This is a genomic window from Pleomorphochaeta sp. (genome assembly GCF_050031695.1).
Lineage (GTDB): Bacteria > Spirochaetota > Spirochaetia > Sphaerochaetales > Sphaerochaetaceae > Pleomorphochaeta.
Genome location: NZ_JBNAIC010000004.1, coordinates 42,687 through 59,293, shown reverse-complemented (window position 1 = coordinate 59,293; position 16,607 = coordinate 42,687). Strand labels below are relative to the sequence as shown.

At 27.2% G+C, this 16,607-nt stretch carries 14 protein-coding genes and 1 rRNA gene; 12 read left to right on the top strand and 3 right to left on the bottom strand.

Annotated elements, in window-relative coordinates:
- Both rrf and ACPKM0_RS00395 read left to right on the top strand, forming a co-directional pair.
- A 5S ribosomal RNA gene (gene rrf, locus ACPKM0_RS00400) occupies window positions 1–103 on the top strand; the annotation flags it as partial.
- 283 nt (window positions 104–386) lie between these two features.
- Window positions 387–1,211, top strand: coding sequence for an HAD family hydrolase (locus tag ACPKM0_RS00395; RefSeq protein ID WP_472472819.1), 825 nt, complete (start codon window positions 387–389; stop codon window positions 1,209–1,211).
- A 63-nt stretch (window positions 1,212–1,274) separates the two neighbouring features.
- On the opposite strand, the gene ACPKM0_RS00390 is transcribed toward ACPKM0_RS00395, so the two are convergent.
- Window positions 1,275–2,405 (bottom strand): glycerate kinase, encoded by a 1,131-nt coding sequence (locus ACPKM0_RS00390; protein WP_472472818.1) that lies wholly within the window; start codon window positions 2,403–2,405, stop codon window positions 1,275–1,277.
- A 100-nt stretch (window positions 2,406–2,505) separates the two neighbouring features.
- On the bottom strand, window positions 2,506–3,630 hold the full coding sequence (locus tag ACPKM0_RS00385) for a CdaR family transcriptional regulator (RefSeq protein ID WP_472472817.1): 1,125 nt from the start codon (window positions 3,628–3,630) through the stop codon (window positions 2,506–2,508).
- A 122-nt stretch (window positions 3,631–3,752) separates the two neighbouring features.
- Between ACPKM0_RS00385 and ACPKM0_RS00380 the strand changes: the two genes are divergently transcribed.
- Genes ACPKM0_RS00380 through recN form a run of 3 tightly spaced genes read left to right on the top strand, consistent with a single transcriptional unit; the run spans window position 3,753 to window position 7,320 of the window.
- Window positions 3,753–4,790, top strand: coding sequence for a DegT/DnrJ/EryC1/StrS family aminotransferase (locus ACPKM0_RS00380; protein WP_472472816.1), 1,038 nt, complete (start codon window positions 3,753–3,755; stop codon window positions 4,788–4,790).
- 9 nt (window positions 4,791–4,799) lie between these two features.
- The gene (locus tag ACPKM0_RS00375; RefSeq protein WP_472472815.1) at window positions 4,800–5,666 is read left to right on the top strand and encodes an NAD(+)/NADH kinase; all 867 of its coding nucleotides are present in this window, start codon (window positions 4,800–4,802) and stop codon (window positions 5,664–5,666) included.
- Window positions 5,659–7,320, top strand: coding sequence for a DNA repair protein RecN (recN, locus tag ACPKM0_RS00370; protein ID WP_472472814.1), 1,662 nt, complete (start codon window positions 5,659–5,661; stop codon window positions 7,318–7,320). The genes ACPKM0_RS00375 and recN overlap by 8 nt, the downstream gene beginning before the upstream one ends.
- 145 nt (window positions 7,321–7,465) lie before the next feature.
- Here recN and ACPKM0_RS00365 read toward each other — a convergent pair whose 3' ends face one another.
- Window positions 7,466–9,790, bottom strand: a complete 2,325-nt coding sequence (locus tag ACPKM0_RS00365; RefSeq protein WP_472472813.1) for a DUF3536 domain-containing protein — start codon at window positions 9,788–9,790, stop codon at window positions 7,466–7,468.
- Between the two features lie 140 nt (window positions 9,791–9,930).
- Between ACPKM0_RS00365 and ACPKM0_RS00360 the strand changes: the two genes are divergently transcribed.
- The 7 genes from ACPKM0_RS00360 to ACPKM0_RS00330 all read left to right on the top strand — a co-directional run bounded on the left by ACPKM0_RS00360 (window position 9,931) and on the right by ACPKM0_RS00330 (window position 16,574).
- Complete coding sequence (locus tag ACPKM0_RS00360) at window positions 9,931–10,674, top strand: DUF4912 domain-containing protein (RefSeq protein WP_472472812.1); 744 nt, start codon at window positions 9,931–9,933, stop codon at window positions 10,672–10,674.
- Entirely contained in the window at window positions 10,661–12,268 is a 1,608-nt protein-coding gene (locus tag ACPKM0_RS00355; RefSeq protein WP_472472811.1) for a glycoside hydrolase family 57 protein, read from the top strand. The genes ACPKM0_RS00360 and ACPKM0_RS00355 overlap by 14 nt, the downstream gene beginning before the upstream one ends.
- A gap of 250 nt (window positions 12,269–12,518) precedes the next feature.
- Window positions 12,519–12,971 carry a division/cell wall cluster transcriptional repressor MraZ gene (locus ACPKM0_RS00350; protein WP_472472810.1) on the top strand — a complete coding sequence of 151 codons (453 nt, stop codon included), beginning with the start codon at window positions 12,519–12,521 and terminating at the stop codon, window positions 12,969–12,971.
- Between the two features lie 8 nt (window positions 12,972–12,979).
- Window positions 12,980–13,909 (top strand): 16S rRNA (cytosine(1402)-N(4))-methyltransferase RsmH, encoded by a 930-nt coding sequence (gene rsmH / locus ACPKM0_RS00345; RefSeq protein ID WP_472472809.1) that lies wholly within the window; start codon window positions 12,980–12,982, stop codon window positions 13,907–13,909.
- A gap of 35 nt (window positions 13,910–13,944) precedes the next feature.
- Window positions 13,945–14,220, top strand: a complete 276-nt coding sequence (locus ACPKM0_RS00340; RefSeq protein WP_472472808.1) for a hypothetical protein — start codon at window positions 13,945–13,947, stop codon at window positions 14,218–14,220.
- A 12-nt stretch (window positions 14,221–14,232) separates the two neighbouring features.
- Window positions 14,233–15,603, top strand: coding sequence for a UDP-N-acetylmuramoyl-tripeptide--D-alanyl-D-alanine ligase (locus ACPKM0_RS00335; RefSeq protein WP_472472807.1), 1,371 nt, complete (start codon window positions 14,233–14,235; stop codon window positions 15,601–15,603).
- Entirely contained in the window at window positions 15,603–16,574 is a 972-nt protein-coding gene (locus tag ACPKM0_RS00330; RefSeq protein ID WP_472472806.1) for an MraY family glycosyltransferase, read from the top strand. The genes ACPKM0_RS00335 and ACPKM0_RS00330 overlap by 1 nt, the downstream gene beginning before the upstream one ends.
- The last annotated feature ends 33 nt before the right edge of the window (window positions 16,575–16,607 follow it).

Below are 16,607 nucleotides of genomic sequence, written 5' to 3'. Positions count from 1 at the left end.
CCATAGCAGAGTGGACACACCCGTTCCCATCCCGAACACGGCAGTTAAGCACTCTCACGCCGATGGTACTACAATTATGTGGGAGAGTAGGTAGCTGCCGGGCCTTTTTCTTTTTTTTACACCTTTAGGTGTATTTTTTTTGTTAAATTTCCTATTTCTGTTTTGTTTCAATTTATTAAATAATAAATAAAGTGTTTTTGCCGAGTATAAGATTCAATACCTCTTCAATTATTATTTTAATGTTGTGATAAAAAAATTATTAGGTTATGATTTGAAAAGAAAACTTATCGTTTTTTCCATTTAAATTTTAGTTATTATTATTTTTTAAAAAATAATAAACTAAGTTAATTGATAAATAAATTAATTAACTTTATTTTATAATAGCTATGGAAAAAATAAAAAATTTAAAAGCTGTTGTTCTTGATTTAGATGGAACATTATTAAGTCCTGATTTAGAAGTTCTAGAAGAAACTAAATCAACTTTAAGAAAAATAAAAAATAATGGAGTTAAATTAATTATTGCTACAGGAAGAACTCCACAAACTGCTATACCAATGACTAATTCTATTGGAATAAAAACACCAATGGTTTTAGCTAATGGAGCATTAATTTATGATCCTTGTGAAAAAAAAATTATAGATAGTAATTCTATTAGTAAAGAGACAGTTACTTATCTTTTAGATTTATCAAAAAAAATTAATAAAAGTTTAAATATTTATACTCCAAACCTAATATATATGGAAGAAGATAAAATAGATGCCTATATAGAAGATTCAGGAGATAAAAAAGAGAATTTAATTAATCAAGATAAATTAGATTTAGATAAAGAAATTGTATTGAAATGTGAGTTTTTTGGAAAAGGGGAGGGAAATAATCCTAAATTAAAAACTATTGTAGAAAATGCAAGAAATGATTTAGATGAGGATTTATATTTAACCACTGCTCATATTAATTATCTTGAAATATTAAATAAAAATGTTAATAAGTTAAATGGCATTAGAGAAGTATTAAACCTTTATGCTATTCAAGATGAAGAAGTTTTATTATTTGGAGATAGCCATAATGATGTGGAAATGTTAGATAATTTTCCACATTCAGTAGCAATGGGTAATGCTGAGAAATGTGCTAAAAATGTTGCAAAATATGTTACTAAATCAAATAGTAATAATGGTATTTCCTATTTTATTTCTAATTTTACTGATTTAATGTAATTAAACCCTTTATCTTTTTACAGATAAAGGGAAAACAATAAAATATGAGGTTATTAATTTCTATTAATTAATATTCTTTAATTGAATTTGTAAGATTTTCCAAAGTCTAAATGCTTCGTCTTCACTTAATTCTAATGAATTTTTCATTGCTTCTGCTAAAGGCATTGCTCTGCTAGTTGTAGATACAATACCATCAATGCCTAAATCATATAAAGCTTCAGTACCTTTGCCAATATCTCCTGCAATAGCAATAACTGGAACATTAAATTTTTTAGCTATTTTTGCAACTCCAACAGGTACTTTTCCTCTTTTACTTTGACCATCAATTTTACCTTCACCTGTTAAGACTAAATCAGCTTTTGAAACAGCTTCTTCAAAACCGATAGCAGATAATACTAACTCAATACCACTTTTCAACTCGGCATTTAAAAAAGATTTAAGGGCAAAACCTAAACCACCAGCAGCTCCACTTCCAGGGGCTAAGGCTTCATCTTCTTTGTTAACTAATTTTGAAAATTTATTTAAACTATTATCTAAGAATTGTACCATATCTTTATCAGCACCTTTTTGAGGTCCATAAATATAACTAGCACCATTTATTCCACATAATGGATTATCAACATCACAAGCAACAGATACTTTTACATTGTTAATACTTTTATGAAAATTAGAAAAATCATAACTTTCTATTATATCTAAGCTTTTTCCAATTGGAGAAACTTCGTTTTCTTCATTGTCATAAAAAGTTGCTCCTAATGCTGTTAACATACCTATTCCACCATCATTAGTAGCACTACCACCGATACCAATTACAAGATTATATACACCACTATCTAATGCATCTTTAATTAATTCTCCTGTACCAAATGTTGTTGTATTTAAAGGATTTCTTTTTGAATCTGGAACTAGAGGTAGTCCACTTGCAGCTGCCATTTCAATAAAAGCAGTTTCTTCATTTCTAACATAACTTGCTTCTATTTCATTAAAAAGAGGATCTTTTACTTTTAAAGTTATTCTTTTATATCCTTCTAAACTTTCAATAACTTCTAATAATCCTTCTCCACCATCTGATACTGGGAACTTGCTAATTTCAACAGAACTATCAGCTTTTAAAATTCCTCTCTCGATTGCTGAAGCGACTTCAAGAGATGTTGCACTTCCTTTAAACGAATCTGATGCTATTACTACTTTCATAATTTTCCTCCATGATAAGTTATATTATCATTAGAAAAACAATTAGAAAATTGTTACACGTAACAAATAATAGAATAATTTTTAGTTTTACAAACTGAATTTAAAAATTAAGTTGAAAATAAAAATCTATACACAATTGTAAGATTAACGAATCTTTAATATTTCTTGGATCAAGGTTAGTATTCTCTTTTATTTTAGTTAAATGATATTGAAGAGTATTTGGGTGCATATTTAATAATGGGGATGAATATTTTATAGAACAATTATTGTCGTAATATACTTTTAAAATATTAATATCTTTAGAAAGATTTGTAGAAGTATAATTAATGAAAACTTTTTTTATTAATTCATTTTTAATTTGAATTGGAATTTGTTCATAAATTAATTCAATATTTAAATCATTATAATAAGAAAAACCTGTTGAGTTTTTTATTCTTTGAATATTTAATGCGTGTTTTGCATTTAAATAATAAGAATTAATATCATAGAACTCGCTTACTATTTTACTTATTCCAATATATAAATTTGCTTGTTCTTTTATTGCAAAGTTTATTAATTTATTTAATTGATTATTTAGAGTGCTTTTTTCTAAAGTTTCTGTTGCTAAAACTATGATATTAGAATCTTTAAAAATAAGATTAGAATCATTGAAATTATATAATTTATTAATTATTTTTTTCTCAAGATTAATTAATTGTTTTTTATCTTGTAGGGATAACTCAAAGCAAACTATACGTCTTTTTTTCTCGATGTTGATATTTAGCTGAAGTCCTCGTTGAATTAATTGTTGGTTATAGTTGAATTTAGTAGATGAAATCCAATCAATTAAAAAGTAATTTCTTATACTTTCTTTATTTTGTTTAATTTCTTCTCTAATTTTACCTTCTATAAGGATTTCAGTCATTTTTTTTACGATATTACCATATGCTCTTGTTTCATCACTACTACCTGTGATTCCTACAACTCCAATAATTTCATTATTTATCTCAATAGGGAAATTTAATCCCTTATATGTACCTTCTAAATCTAAGTTAGTCTCTTGTACTTCTAGTTCATTTAATTTATTTGAAATAATATTATATGCACCCTCATGAAAAGAATTAATTCTACTTGGTGTTGAACTAGCTATTATAATGCCTTCGTTATTCATGATATTAAGTTTTTTATTTAGAAGTTGAGATATTTCTTTTACTATCTCAGCTGCATCTCTTTTTGATAATTCCATAAAAATATAATATCATGCTTTATTGATGGATTGAAGAATATAATATAAAAAAATAAATTATTAAAGAAAAAATCTGAATTATCGTATATAGTATAATAGAAGAAAAAGAAATAGAGGTTAATGTGTCTGATACAATAGAATTTTATAAACCTACATTAAGAAGAAAAGATATGCAATCTGTTTTACAAACAATGGTTGATGAAAAGATAGGACCAGGTAGTAAAAAACAAGAGTTTATATCATTGTTAACACATCGTTTAAATAAGAAGGGTGGTATTGCTCTTAGAAGTTATTATGATGCAATTATTTCTGCATTAGTTATTGCTGGAGTTAAAGAAAACTCTAATGTGGTGTTATCAATTCTTTCTCCTAAAATTTATAGAAATGCAATTAAAGCTCTAAATGCAAAAGCAATTTATGTCGATATAGATAAAGAAACTGGATGTATTACTTGTGATAAAATACTAGATAAAATGAAAGATAATGAAATAGAAGTTTTATTTCTTTATGAACCTTTTTGTCAGATTCCAAATGAGCAAGATTATAAATCATTAAATTTAACTGTTATTGAAGATATTACTCAAAGTTTTGGCTCTTCTTTTGACGAGTCTTATGCTGGTTGTGTTTCTGATATTGTTGTTTGTGCATTTGAACAAGAACATATTGTCTCTTGTGGTGGTGGTGCTGCTCTATTATATGATGATGTAAAATATAAAGAATTGTTAAATAAACGTTATCATTTAATTTCTAAATATCAACAGCTTCCAGACTTAAATGCAGCTTTAGGTATTATTCAATTAAATGAAGTAGATAAACATTTGGTTAAAAGGAATGAGATATTTACTATGTTTAAACAAGCTTTATTAAAAACTGAACATAAACTATTTGGTCAAAAAGATATAAACTTTGAATCTAATGGTTGGTGTTTCCCTGTTGTTTTAGAATCAAATCCTGATGAAGTAATTAAATTTGCTAAAAAATATAATGTAGTTTGCATGAAAATGTTTAATAATAGTATAGGATTTGATTATAAAAACCAATATGCATTATATCCTAATGCAAGTGCAGCTATTTTAAGAGGAGTAGCCTTTCCTATATATCCATTTTTAAAGGCTAGTGAAATTGATTTACTAATAAAAGTAATTTCCCATTTACCATAAGGAGAAATAATGTCTAAAAAATTAAAACATATATTGATCGTAGCTAATTGGAAAAAAGAAAGAATAGAAGATACTTCTAATGAAATAATTTCTTATTTAAATTCTATTAATATTAAAACTACTTTAATAAAAACAAATTCTAATTACTCAGATATTAACTTTGATGGGGAAATAGATTTGGTTATCTCATTAGGTGGTGATGGTACAGTATTATTTTGTGTGAGACATTTACAAGATTTAGGAATACCTATTTTACCTGTTAATATGGGAACTTTTGGTTATATTACTGAAGTGTCAATAAATGAATTAATTGAAACTTTACATTCTTATGTTGAAGATGGAGATAAGCATGTATTACATAAGAGATCAACTATAAAAGCATCAATAATTAGGAACGGGAAAGTAGTCTTTGGTGGTACTGCTCTAAACGAAGTAAATGTGACATCGAATGGCCTTAGTAAAGTTATTACTTTTGATATGAGTGTAGATAATACTTTTGTTGGAAGTTTTAGAGCTGACGGGATGATTGTTGCAACACCAACTGGTAGCACAGGATATTCTCTTGCAGCAGGTGGCCCTATTGTTGATAATGGTTTATCTGCTCTTGTTTGTACACCAGTTTGTCCATTTACTTTGTCAAATAGACCTTTAGTTGTTTCTAGTGAAAGAAGAATTTCTCTAAAAATATCTGAAAACCAAAGAACAGACGTTATGGTAAACTTAGATGGTCAAGTAAATACCCAGGTATATGAAAATGATATTGTTGAGGTTTGTAAATCTAGAACTAAAGCTATTTTATTGGTTACTAATAATAGAACTAATTTTGATATATTGCGTGATAAGTTAAATTGGTCAGGAGGAAGAGGTAATGCTTGAGAGCTTAGATATTCATGCCTTTAAATTAATTGAAGATATTCATATTGATTTTAAAGAAGGTTTTAGTGTAATCACAGGTGAGACAGGTGCAGGTAAGTCTATAATGTTATCAGCTCTCTCATTGTTGTTAGGGGGTAAAGGTGAAACTTCTTCAATTAGGGTAGGTTTTGATAGTGCTACAGTAATTGGACAGTTTTATTTAGACCGTGATGATAAAGAATTAAAGTCTTTTTTAGTTGAAAATAATATTAATTTTGATGATGATACTTTGATAATTAAGCGAGTTATAAAAACTAATGGAAGAACTCTTAGTTATATAAACAATGAAACTATAAATAGAAATTTATTATCACAATTATCAACCTTTTTAATTGATATTTCAGCTCAACATGCACATCAATCCTTAATGAAAAAATCAAAGCAATTATTACTTTTAGATAGTTTTGGAGAAACTTTTAGCTTACTTAATGATTATCAAGATGTATATAATAATTTGAGTAAATTAGAAGCAGAAAAAGTTCAAATAGAAGAAGTTATAAATTCATCTAGACAACAAGAAGATTATTTAAAATATGCTTATGAAGAAATTAAGCAAGTTGATCCTAAAGAAAATGAAGATGAAGAGTTAGATGATAAAATTAGAAAAATAAGTCAGTTTGAACAAATTCATGATAATGTTGAATTAATTACAGAGATATTAAATAATTCTATTGATGGAAGCAGTACATTAAATAATTTAGATAAAAGTTGTGAAGTTTTAGATAAAGTAAAACTGAAAGATGATTCATTAATTGAATTATCAGCAAGAATGAAAAGTTGCAAATTAGAAGTTGAAGATATTTATGAAACTTTAAAAGATTATCTAGATAATATGGAATATAGCCAAGTAGAACTTGATGAAATGCAAGCACGTTTATCTTCATTACAAAAGTTAAAGAAAAAATATGGACCTTCATTAAATAATGTTATTGATTTTTATCAAAACATTAACGAAAAAATTGAAACATTAAATAATGGTGAAGATGAAATATTATATATTGAAAAAAAGATTAAAAAGACAAGATTATTACTCAAAGAGAAAGCCTATGATTTGAGTGTTAATAGAAAAAAATCTGCAATCAAATTATCTTCTTCTATTGAAAATACCTTAAAAAAACTTGGTATGCAGCATGCCTCTTTTTTAGTTAAAATAAATGAAAAAGATTTTTCGTATGATGGCATTGATGATATTTCATTTTTAATGAGTGCTAATGTTGGAATTGAAAAAAGAGCAATAAAAGAAATTGCTAGTGGTGGTGAATTATCTAGAGTTATGTTAGCAATAAAAGCAACTTTAAGTGAAAAAGATAATTTATCAACTATTGTTTTTGATGAAGTTGATGCTGGAATTGGTGGAGAGATTGCAACTAATGTTGCAAATACTTTATTAGAACTTTCTACATCATCTCAAGTTATAGTTATCTCTCATTTAGCTTCAATAGCTTGTAAAGCAAAAACACATTTTATGGTAAAAAAATATGTAAAAGATGATTTAAGCTATACAACAATAATTGAATTGAACAAGGAAGAAAGAATCTTAGAAATAGCTAGAATGTTATCTGGAGATATTGAATCTAGAGTTTCTCTTGATCATGCTAAAGCTTTATTGAAATAAATAAATAATAATAGTATCGTTTTAGTATAAAAAAAATATTAATATTGTATGATTTAAATATATTTATGCTATAAAAATAAATAACTAAAAATACCTTTAAAGTGTAAGTTTGAATCTTTATCTTTAAAGGTATATTAAAAATAGATTAAACGAAATTCAATAAATTTTTCATTTTATTAAAATTATCTATGTCAATTTTATATTGTGATAAGTCTTGATTAATATAAGGGAAAATTTCGTTTTGTAAAGCTTTCATTTCTAAGTTAAGGTTTTCTTCATGAGCCATTGTTAAGAAATTTATTGTATAATCAATTATACTATTTTGAATATTATTTTCACTAATACTTTTTGCAATAGCTAAAGCTTCATCATCGAATATTTTTCTAACAGTGTCTTTTTCTTTTTTTCTACCTTGAATCATTATAAAATCAATTAAGTGTGAAATACTTTGTTTTTTTGAATCCCAACTCAAGGTGTTTGGAGTAATAAAAAGAGATCTTAGAGCTCTAATACAAGTCCCAATATTTTCTATAAAGATTGTATCGTTTGGAGAATATTTTGTACCTTTTGATATCATTGAATAATTATCAATAGCATTTGCTATTTGTTTTAATTCAACATCGTCTACAACACTTAATGATCTTTCAATCCAATTATAAGTTTCATCAATTATTCTTTCTGTAATATCTTTATTATTTAAAGTATAATGATTTGTAGATTTTGTTAATTTATCTTGTAAAGAAATATAAAGTTCAAAACCTGTGCTGCCAGAGTATTCATCTAAAATACCTGTACCTTTAAATTCTCTTAATGATACTATATCAAAAATTTCAAAATTTAAATTATCCTCAACAGTTCTAAATTTAGTTAGTCTAAACCTACCATAAGAGTTGTCAAATAGTTCAATTTTAGCAATTGTACGATTTAAAATAAAATAAAGTGCAGCTTCAACTTCACCCGGTAATAAATTTAGTGATTTCTGAGCAATAGTCATTCCATCACCATCTTCTTTATTATTGCATTTGGCATTTTTTAAATCTAAAAGGAAAGGTGATAATAAACTTTCATTACTATACTTTTGGAATAGATTAATAGAGTAAAGTGCATAATTAATATTTTGAATTGGTTCAACGCCTGCTAAATCGTTGAAGAACCATCCACAAGAAGTAAAAGAGAAATGAGAGTTCTTAATTCCAACTAATAGAGAAGCAATTTCTGTTTCATAGCCTTTTGCTTTACTGTTTTTTATTACTAAATTATCAATAAAATTATGCATTTTCATAGAACCTGATACAACAACTGAGTAATCTAATAATAGCTGGTAAGGATCTATAGAGTTTTTAAATATTTCATTAATTCTATTATTAAATATATTTACTAATCTTTTTGAATTATTAGTTAATGCAACCCTTAAAGGAGTTCTCCATTTTTGGTTCCAATTAGGTTCTCCTCCAGTGTGACAACCACAGTCTTTATACCATCTACTAACACCATGAAAACAAGACCAACTAGTACCTCTATTATCTTCTCCTTTATGAAGAATTGCTCTTCTTGTAGGAGGATTCTCTTCTAAAATTGTAGCATAATTGGAAAATTCAAATTCATTTCTTTCATAGACTTTTTTTATTAAAGCCGCTAATGCCATGTCCCCAAATGGTTCATGGTGTCCATAAATTTCACCATCTGTTGCAGTGTTGATTATTTCAGTATTATCATTTTTACTTATTTCGCTTATTACATTATAAAGGTTATCCGCATCTCTAAGCAGATGTCCAAAACTAATTCCTTCTGCTAATTGAGGATTATAGAAGAAAGCATTTAATATATTTCCTTTCTCTCCATAAATATAAAATGGTTTATCATAAGGAGCCGGCTTATCTTTTAATTCAATAATATTTTTATTTTCATCTTCAATAGCTTTACATTGCCATGGAGATAAAATTACAAATTTAATTCCTTCTTCAGAAAGGATATCTACTATTTTTTCATTGATTGCAGTTTCTGGTAGCCACATGCCTTCAGGGAGTCTATTAAATCTATGTTTAAAGTCTTCAATACCCCATCTAATTTGTAATCTTGCATCTTTTAAGTTATCTAAAGGAAGAATAGTATGGTTAAAAGCTTGAGCAATAGCATTACCATGTCCAAGTCTTTCTATGCTTTTTTTATCAGCCTCGATGATTTTTTCATGAATGTCTTTATGATGCTTTTCAATCCACGAAAGTAAAGTTGGACCAAAATTAAATGATATATATTCAAAATTATTACTTAATGAAATAATTCTTCCTGATTTATCTAAATATCTACTATGTGTGTTAGATGCATAACATTCATGTAGTATTTTTTCATTCCAATTTAGAAAAGGACTAGCTAAATGTTGTTTAGGAATGATCCCTGTAAATGGATTTTCTCTAGGTGGTTGATAGAAATGTCCATGTAAAATTAATTTTTTCTTCTGAGTTGTCTTCATAGATTGGAATATATCATAATTTTATAATTTAGTGTAGAAGTTTATTGCTATCAATAAGCAATTTGTTCACTAGTATGGTTGACCAAAAATGCATATTTAATTACCATAACTTAAAGTTGAGTGAAAGGGGATATCTTTTTATGATATTAGTAGATATTGATAATTTGTCTATACAAGAATTGAAATACCTTGCAAAGCAAGAGGGTATTGAAGACTATGAATCTTTAGAAAAAGAAGACTTAATAGATGAATTAAATGATATATATGATATTGTTGATGGAACAATTCAATTAAGTGATAGGTTACAAAATACTAGTGGTAAGAGATATGTTAATTCTTTAACAGATATTACAAATAATAAAGAATTTGAAGATTTACCAGGTGTTGAAGAACTTACTGAATTGTATATGGAAACATCAATTCATTTTATGCTTTCTGATTTAAGTTGGGGGTTTGCTTATTGGTCAATTTCTCCTTTAACTAAAGCTAAATTACTAGAAGAAGATGATACATATTTACAAAATGTTTTTTTAAGAGTTACATCAACTAACAATGAATCAGGGGAGACAACCTTCTATGATATTTATGTCGATAAAGATGATACTTGTTGGAGTATTAACTTAGCTGAACTTGGATGTACATATCAAGTTTCATTATGTGTTAAAAATGATGCTGATATAATTATTGCCCTAGCTCAGTCTTTAGCAGTAACAGTTCCAATGCCTTATTGGTTTAAACATACTGAAGAATTAGAAAAAAATCCTGTGTTGTTTAACTCTTCCTTCTCATCAATAATTACGAGACAAGGTGAATATAAAGATACTTTGGTCGTAAAATCTGTAATGACAAAATTAGCTCATGGAGATAATAATGGCAAATACTAATATTAATTTTATTCTTCACGCTCATATGCCTTTCGTACGTCATCCTGAACATGAAAGATTTTTAGAAGAAGATTGGTTATTTGAATCAATTAATGAATCTTATTTACCATTACTTAGAATGTTGAAAAATCTTCAAAATAGTAATGTAAAATATAAATTAACAATGTGTTTTTCTCCAACATTAATTTCAATGTTATTAGATCCTTTACTACAAGAACGTTATTTAAATTATTTATCATTACATATAGAATTGGGTAAAAAAGAATTAAAAAGATGTCAAAAAGAGCAGCCTGAAGCTTTAGAAATGGCAAAAACTTATTTAGATAATTTAGAAAATAATTATAAAGAATATACTCAAGTATATAATAAAAATATTTTAACAGGATTTAAACAATTAAAAGAGGCTGGTTACTTAGAATTATTAGCAAGTGCTGCAACTAATTCCTTCTTCCCTGTTTACAGTGAGTTTCCAATTGCAATTAATGCACAAATTGAAGTAGGTATTCAAACTTTTATTGAAGCTTTTGAATTTACTCCTGATGGCTTTTGGTTACCTGAATTAGGGTATTATCCAGGGCTTGAAAAAATACTTGCAAAACATAATATTTCTTATTTCCCAGCATCCTCACAGTCTGTCTTATTTAGTGAAACACGATGCGAAACTGGTGTTTATAGACCAGTAAAAACTGAAAATGGTGTAACAATATTCCCAAGAGATTATCAAACAACTTCATTAGTATGGTCCCATCATGGTTATCCAGCTTCTAAAGAATATAGAGAATTTTATAGAGATATTGGTTATGATTTGCCTCTTGATTATATTGGACCATATATTCATGAACCAGATGTAAGAGTCTTTACTGGTTTTAAATATTTCTCAATTACTCAAAAAGGTCCCGAGAAAGATTATTATAATAAAGATGCTGCTATGAAAGTTGCACAACAACATGCTCTAAATTATGTATATAATATTGCACAAAAAGGCAGAGCTGTTAGACCTAATCTAAATGGTAAAGATCCTTTATTTACATTATGTTTTGATGCAGAATTATTTGGTCACTGGTGGTATGAAGGTTTAAAATGGTTAGAAACAATTATTATTGAACAAAATAGTGAATGTGCTTCTGTTACTTTAGTTAATCCAAAAGAGTTTTTAAAAGAAGAAGGTAAATCTTTCCAAAAAATTAAATCTTGTTTGTCATCTTGGAGTAATGGCGGTTATGCTAAAATTTGGTTAGATGGTTCAAATAATTGGATTTATAGACACACTCATAAGGCTATTGAAAGAATGGTTGAGCTATCTGAAAGATTCCCTAACCAACAAAGTTTGAAAAAAAGATTTTTAGATCAAGCTGCAAGAGAAGTATTGTTATCAATGGCCTGTGATTGGCCTTATATGATTTATAATGATACTAATTCACAATTTGCAAAAAATCAGTTAGTCTCTCATTTAGCAAACTTTAACGTTGTTTATTCTAATATGTGTAAAAATGCAGTTAATACTGAGTGGTTAGTAAAAAGTGAATCTAGGGATAATATATTCCCAACAATTGATTATAATATTTTTGAAATGAAAAATTGTATGAATGTTTAATGCATTTGATTTATTTATATCTAAGCCTAGGAGTTACTCGCTTCTAGGTTTTTTTTATATATAACAATAAACTAGATTAGTTATATAACTATACAAAAATTTAGTAATTTTCTTCTTTATTTAATGCTAAACGTTTCATAATATTTAATTAACAATATTTTTATTGTATAAATGTGGTAAATCGAGTATAATATGTAGTGAATAAGTGGAATATTAGAAATAAAAATGTAATGGAGTGAGTAAAAAATAAATGATGTTAGGTGTAAACACTATCACTATAGACGAAAAAGGCAGATTTCTCTTTCCTAATAAAATGCGAAAAATTATGGAAAATGGGGAGTATGTTCTAACTTATGGTGTTGAAAAATGTTTACAAATAATGTCATTAACTGATTTTGAATCAATGAAAACTGTATTACTAAAAGATGCTAATCCTATGTTAAATAAACACAGTAGAGAACTACTTAGGAGATTTATAGCACCTGCTATAGAAGTTAATCTTGATAAAGCTGGTAGGTTAAATATACCAAGAGCTTTGAGAGATGGAGTTGGTTTATTTTGTAAGACAGAGGGTGTCATTTTAGATTCTGGTCCATTTTTTGAAATATGGAGTAATGCAAATTACAGAATAATGAATGATAATTTAGATATTGAAGAAGCAAGTTCTGCTCTTTTCAATATTATGAATAACGAAAGTGAGTAGGAGATAATATGGAATTTGTCCACATGCCTGTAATGGCTAATGAAGTAAAAGAATTCTTAGTTCCTCCTAGTGATGAAGAACCTTTGATGGTTGATTGTACAACAGGAGAAGGCGGTCATACACATATGATGCTAAATACTATTCCTAACTTGAAAGTATATGGTTTAGATTGTGATAAGCACATACAAGAAAAGGCTAAGTTTAGAATGCGCGAATTTGGTGACAGATTTGTTGCAGTTCATACTTGGTTTGATGATTATTTTGAGAATTATGATGGTCCAAAATTGGATTTAGTTTTAATAGATTTAGGAATAAGTATATTCCACTATGAAGAATCTAATAGAGGGTTTTCATTTAAAAAAGAAGAAAAGCTTGATATGAGGCTTAATGATGAAAGTGAGCTTACTGCACAAATGGTAGTTAATACCTACAAAGAAGTTGATCTAGCTAATTTAATTTATAAATATGGTGAGGAGAGATATTCTAGAAGGATTGCAAAGGCCATTTGTGAAGCTAGGCAGCTAAAGCCAATTACAAGTTCAAGTGAATTAGAAAATATAATTTTTAAGAGTGTTCCTCAAAATTATAAGCATGGAAGAATTCATCCTGCAACACGTACTTTTCAGGCGTTAAGAATAGAAGTTAATAATGAACTTGATAGAATTGAAAAAACTATTATTAACGCAACAAATGCATTAAAAGTAGGTGGAAGAATGGCTGTCATTTCATTCCATTCACTTGAAGATAGAATTGTTAAATGGACTTTTAAAAGTCTAGCTAAAGGTTGTACATGCCCTCCTGAAGCAATTAGATGTACTTGTGATAATAAACCACTTGTAAAAATATTGACTAAGAAGCCAATTATTGCAAGTGATGAAGAAAATAAAATAAATCCTCCTAGCCGTAGTGCAAAGCTAAGAGTGATTGAACGGATTTAGTTGTTGAATATATGATTTAGAGAAAAGGATAGAATATGATAAAAAGTTCTAGTTCAAAAGTAAATGTATCACATGCTTTAACTATATTTACTATAGCTACAACCTTTTCAAGTCTTTTTGCTCCCGCCTATTTAAATGGGTTAAATCAAAGTGCAATTAATGAACATTCAAAGTTGATGAAAGAAAGAGAATTATTAGTTGAAAGAAGGAACAAAGAATTAAGTATTATTAGTTCCTTAAAAACACCTGAGAGTGTCTATAATATGGCACTTCTACAAGATTTAGATTTACAAATGGTAAATCATGAATAAAAGAAGGTTAATATGGCTTTTTCGACATACAAATATGGAGTGTTTAGTATTGCAAGATTTGCACAAGCAGAAGTAGTAAAACAAACTCCAAAGAAAATATTAGAAGTTTCAATTGATTCAAGAAAAAAAATTAAGAACAGTTTATTTGTTTGTCTTGAAGGTGAAAATACCGATGGGCATAATTTTATTCTTGATGCAATTAATAATGGTGCGTCTGCTATTTTAATTAAAACTTCAAAAATTGAAGAAGTCTTATCAAAAGTAAAAAATATTGATGTTGGAGTTTTAGCCATAAATTTACCTTTGCATGGATTGCAAAATCTTGCAAAAAATTATATTTCACAATTTTCAAATATTAATTATACAGCAGTAACCGGTTCTGTAGGAAAATCTACAACTAAGGAAGCAATAGCTTCTATATTATCTACAAATGGTAACACTGTTTATACACCTTATAATTTCAATAGCGAAATAGGATTGCCTTTATCTCTTTTAGAGATTGATTCAACTACAAAATACGGCGTATTTGAAATGGGTATTGATCATAAAGGAGAGATGGATAGACATATGTATATGCTAAAACCTAATCAAGCTCTAGTTACAAAGATAGGTTTATCTCATGTTGAGAAAATTGGATCAATGCGAAAGATAGCTAAAGAAAAAGGTAAAATTTTTCATAATGATATAGATTTAGCTTTTATATCTAAAAATTGTAAATATAAAAAGCTCATATGTAAAAATACTTATGATAAAACAATTGAATATAGCGTAAATGATATTAAATTTTTAGATAATGGACTATTAGGAATTAAAGTTTTTATAAATAATGATATTATTAATCTTCCTATTATTGGAGAACATTTATTAGAAGATATAGTGGGTGCAATTACTTTAGCTAAATCTATTGGTTTTAATAATTCTCAAATTTCTGAAGGATTAAAAAATTTTAAACCAATGCCAGGAAGAGGCTCAATTGTAGATGGAAATGTTACCGTAATTGAAGATTGTTATAATGCTTCTCCTACATCAACAAATATTATTTTAAATTATCTAAAAAGCGTAGCTTGGAAAGGCAATAAAAAAGTGGTTTTGGGATCAATGAAAGAACTTGGAAGAACAAGTAAAAAAGCTCATGTTAATATTGCAAAATCGCTTTATCAAAATAAATTAGAAAGTGCATTTTTGTATGGAAAAGAAATGGAAAATGCTTATTATTATCTAAAAAGAGAAAATTATAGTAAAAAGCTTTTTTATAGTGATAATTTTGAAGAATTAAAATATGCAGTAAATGAAAATAAAGAAAAAGGGGATTTGTTTTTGCTTAAGGGATCAAGAGCAATGGCTATAGAAAGGTTAATACCTACATTGCAAGGAGTAATATAATGTCATTTTATTTATATAAAGTAATAGTTCCTTTTGTAATTAGTTATACTATAACTTATTTATTGTCGCTTTTTTTGTTAAATAAAGTCACAATTTTAATTAGTAAATCAAAACCTGAATTAGAAGGTTTCCATAAGAATAAAGAAACTATTCCAAACATTGGTGGTATAGCTTTTATATTTGCAACTTTTATAACAACTGCATTTTTTTCAAAAATTAATACACAATTAATTTATACAATAGCCCTAATATTAAGTTTTGCAATATTAGGGTTTATTGATGATAATTATAAACGATTTAGTGATAATGGTGATGGAATAAAAAGTTTAACAAAACTTTTTTGGCAATTTGCAATTTCTATTTTATTTGTTTTAGTTGGTACATCTAGAGGCTATATAGCAAGTGGAATATCCTTTTTTATGAAGGATGGAATAGTTTTTAGTGTTCTTGAAAACTGTTTTTTAATATTTTTAATGGTTTACTTTGTTAATGCATTTAACATTACTGATGGGTTAGATGGCTTAGCAGGTTATGTAAGTTTACCTTTATTTGTCGTTTTTATTTTAATTACTCTTTGCAATGGAAATAGTGAATTGATATTAGTATTAAATGTAAGCTTATTTGCTGCAATTCTTGCTTTTTTACATTTTAATCGTTATCCAGCTAAATATTTTATGGGTGATTGTGGATCAATGGCTCTTGGAAGCTCTTTGTTGATTATTGCATTAACACTTAGATTGACAAGTATCTTTATAATTGCTTCCTTAATTTTTTCACTAGAATTATTTTCTTCATTTATACAAATTGTTGCAATTCGAGTTTTTAAGAAAAAAGTATTTTCAATAGCACCAATTCATCATTTGTATGAGCAGAAAGGGGAAAGTGAAGCTGAAATAGTTAATCTATTTGCAAGATTGTCAGCTTTATTTTCGATTATAGCGTTGATATTATATTGTTATAAATATTTTTGATAACTACTAATATTATTTATTAATAGAGTTATA

What these genes read in the sequence shown, in the direction of transcription:
- ACPKM0_RS00395 (WP_472472819.1), top strand. Translation starts at nt 387, where the DNA reads ATGGAAAAAATAAAAAATTTAAAAGCTGTTGTTCTTGATTTAGATGGA.
- ACPKM0_RS00390 (WP_472472818.1), bottom strand. Translation starts at nt 2,405, where the DNA reads ATGAAAGTAGTAATAGCATCAGATTCGTTTAAAGGAAGTGCAACATCT.
- ACPKM0_RS00385 (WP_472472817.1), bottom strand. Translation starts at nt 3,630, where the DNA reads ATGGAATTATCAAAAAGAGATGCAGCTGAGATAGTAAAAGAAATATCT.
- ACPKM0_RS00375 (WP_472472815.1), top strand. Translation starts at nt 4,800, where the DNA reads ATGTCTAAAAAATTAAAACATATATTGATCGTAGCTAATTGGAAAAAA.
- recN (WP_472472814.1), top strand. Translation starts at nt 5,659, where the DNA reads ATGCTTGAGAGCTTAGATATTCATGCCTTTAAATTAATTGAAGATATT.
- ACPKM0_RS00365 (WP_472472813.1), bottom strand. Translation starts at nt 9,790, where the DNA reads ATGAAGACAACTCAGAAGAAAAAATTAATTTTACATGGACATTTCTAT.
- ACPKM0_RS00360 (WP_472472812.1), top strand. Translation starts at nt 9,931, where the DNA reads ATGATATTAGTAGATATTGATAATTTGTCTATACAAGAATTGAAATAC.
- ACPKM0_RS00355 (WP_472472811.1), top strand. Translation starts at nt 10,661, where the DNA reads ATGGCAAATACTAATATTAATTTTATTCTTCACGCTCATATGCCTTTC.
- ACPKM0_RS00350 (WP_472472810.1), top strand. Translation starts at nt 12,519, where the DNA reads ATGATGTTAGGTGTAAACACTATCACTATAGACGAAAAAGGCAGATTT.
- rsmH (WP_472472809.1), top strand. Translation starts at nt 12,980, where the DNA reads ATGGAATTTGTCCACATGCCTGTAATGGCTAATGAAGTAAAAGAATTC.
- ACPKM0_RS00340 (WP_472472808.1), top strand. Translation starts at nt 13,945, where the DNA reads ATGATAAAAAGTTCTAGTTCAAAAGTAAATGTATCACATGCTTTAACT.
- ACPKM0_RS00335 (WP_472472807.1), top strand. Translation starts at nt 14,233, where the DNA reads ATGGCTTTTTCGACATACAAATATGGAGTGTTTAGTATTGCAAGATTT.
- ACPKM0_RS00330 (WP_472472806.1), top strand. Translation starts at nt 15,603, where the DNA reads ATGTCATTTTATTTATATAAAGTAATAGTTCCTTTTGTAATTAGTTAT.